This is a genomic window from Methylocystis sp. (assembly GCF_051061225.1).
In the GTDB taxonomy this organism is placed as follows: Bacteria; Pseudomonadota; Alphaproteobacteria; order Rhizobiales; family Beijerinckiaceae; genus Methylocystis.
This window is the reverse complement of record NZ_JBPFEB010000020.1, coordinates 1-2,421: the sequence shown is the minus strand read 5'-3', so window position 1 is coordinate 2,421 and position 2,421 is coordinate 1. Positions and strand designations below refer to the sequence as shown.

1 protein-coding gene and 1 pseudogene are annotated in these 2,421 nt (G+C 59.1%); one reads left to right on the top strand and one right to left on the bottom strand.

The window, feature by feature from the left end; genetic code table 11:
- A pseudogene (locus ACR652_RS04015) lies at window positions 1-567 on the bottom strand (efflux RND transporter permease subunit); the annotation flags it as partial.
- Window positions 568-1,629: 1,062 nt separating this feature from the next.
- On the opposite strand from ACR652_RS04015, the gene ACR652_RS04010 reads away from it, so the two are divergent.
- The gene (locus ACR652_RS04010) at window positions 1,630-1,899 is read left to right on the top strand and encodes a hypothetical protein (RefSeq protein WP_434505232.1); all 270 of its coding nucleotides are present in this window, start codon (window positions 1,630-1,632) and stop codon (window positions 1,897-1,899) included.
- Window positions 1,900-2,421: the final 522 nt, after the last annotated feature.

Below are 2,421 nucleotides of genomic sequence, written 5' to 3'. Positions count from 1 at the left end.
CGCGACATTGGCCTTGGTCGCCTCCTCGATCGAACCGCCCGTTTCTATACGGTAGCCCGACGGAAGGGAGGCGATCAGCGGCTGAAGGGCCGTCATGATCTGTTTGGACACCTCCGGAGGCTGGGTCGCCTCATTGACGTCGGAGCGGATCGTAATGGCGGGCGTCCGATCGCGGCGCTTTAAAATCGGCTCTTCTAGACGGATCTCCGAGTGACCGATCTGATCGAGTGGAATCTGGCGGCCGTCCCGGCTCATCAGCGAGAAATCCACCAGACGCGTCGGGTCCAACCGCTCGCCGCCGCCGCTGCGCGCCACGATGGGGACATTGCGGATATCCTCGCGGACCTGCGTGACGGCGACGCCGGTGAGGAGGAATTGCAGCTGCTGGCCCACCTCCGCTGGCGACAGGCCGATGAGGTTCAGCCGGTCCTGATCCGGGATGAAGCGAAGCGCGGGCGTGCGATTGCCCCAATCGCGGTTCGCTTGCCGCACGTCGGGCACGCCACGCATAATACCGAGGGCTTTTTCAGAGATATCGTACAATTGCGCTGGATCAGGCCCCATGAGAGTTTCGGAGAGATTCCGGAGTGCGCGCGGGCGAATGTCCGGCTGGGTGAGCGCGAATCCGAAGGGCACACCTTCAACCTCCGGGGATATAATCGCACCGGCCGCCTCATCGACCAGGATTACGTCCGGCGCGATGCCTTGCTGCGCGGCGAGCTTCTGGGCCGCGACCATCTCGGCAAATCCGCTTCGGCCCATCGCGTGCAAGCGAAGGAAAAATTCACCCGCGTCGGTCGTGACCCGATAGACGCCCGTCGCTGAGAGGCCGGCTGTGACGGCGGCAACCGCTTTGACGGCGCCAAAGCGCGCGACCGGAAAAAAACTTTCAGGATTACGCATGTGTCGATTTAAGGCAGCGACCCTAACGGAGTCCACCAGTATTCGCGTGAGGTTAGGTTTGCTTTGTTGGCGATCTTCGAGGCGCTGGTTGAGCGACGGATGAAGAGCGGCCCGTCACCGTGGTATATGTCGCATTCTGCGCCCCAAGCGGCGGCGGCGCTCTGATAGCTTTGCCCTCGCGATTGCCTACCGGCTTTGTTCAGTTCTCCGAAGGGACTACAATCCTGTCTGGGTGCAATGCTGGAAACTTTTGGCGGTGCCGGCCTTTAGTTCGACCTCGAGGCTTGCATCGAATTGGCAGAACCTGGGCTAGGGTCTGGTGAGTAGAAACTGCTTCACCACCTTCGCTGCCCCTCGATGACGCTCGTTTGAAGCGCTCGCCGCCGTTAGGTGAGGCGGGAGTAGATAATACATCCTTCCGCCTAAGACGATTGGCTACTTGTTTGAGAATCTCTTGAAGTTTCTTTGGGGGCGCAGATCGGGGCAATTCAGGCTCTTGCTCTGCGCTCCGAGGGACAGGGTTTGTCTGATCGGCGACGATTTGGTTTTGCCAAGTCGCTAATGCTGTCGACAAGCATCGAAGAGACCCCGAAAAGAGTTGGCTATGTGCGCTGCAGCAAGGGTCACGTAGTTTCCACAGCCTGCCTTCAGAGGAAGCGCCAGCTATGAATGCTGGGCAATCGAGAGCCGGAAGAAGCTCCGAGGCGCGCAAGTGGAGGTAGCATCATGGGCCAACGCAGCTTTAACGGAAGTCAGCTCATTCGGCTGGTTTCAAAGCGGCCCGGTCAAATGCTTGCCGCCTATCTCGCGAACATGGAACGCGGCGCTCCAGAGGTCCGCGAAATGATCCTTGAGGACATTCACGGTTTCTCAGATTTGGGGGCGGTCGCCTACGTCGAGGATCTGAAAGAAGCGCTGTTCAGATTCGACGAAGCAGCATTCTTGGCTGCGTGCCCTACCGCGACCATGGGAAACCTTGTCTCGATCGGGCATTGAGGAAAACGCGCGCGAAACCCACGGTCGAGCAGTGGCGACGCGTGGTGAGTATGAGCGATCTGACTGCAATCCCGGTACTCGCCGCTAAGACTAGTCGCATCGATTCAAATTTCGCGCGCAGAGCGACACTCTGAGAATTCGGAAGATTACATAGGCGCACCCCGCCCGGCTCTTGGAGCCAGAGACTGGTCGCCCGGTGGAGCCTCAGCCCCCGGCGAGCTTAATCGCTGCTCCGACGATTTCAGCGACGAGCACCGACCCCAGCACAGCGTTTGCAATTACCGGGCGGATTAACATGCCGGTAGGATCGCCGGTTTTGTCTCAAATTACTATTGGCATAAACCGAGCGGTGGATTGTCGCAGAGGTTCACTCACTTGTAAGCTAGTGTCCTGTCTCTCAAATATCGACTATTATCGAGTTGCAATGGATTTGCATGATGGAGGGCTGCCATGGCGCGGCCAATCAAGCGGCTCGAGACGGAGCCCGCGGTAGCGGAAGAGTTACGGCGTCGGTTGCGTTCG

Coding starts and splice junctions, on each gene's coding strand:
- ACR652_RS04010 (WP_434505232.1), top strand. CDS start 1,630: ATGGGCCAACGCAGCTTTAACGGAAGTCAGCTCATTCGGCTGGTTTCA.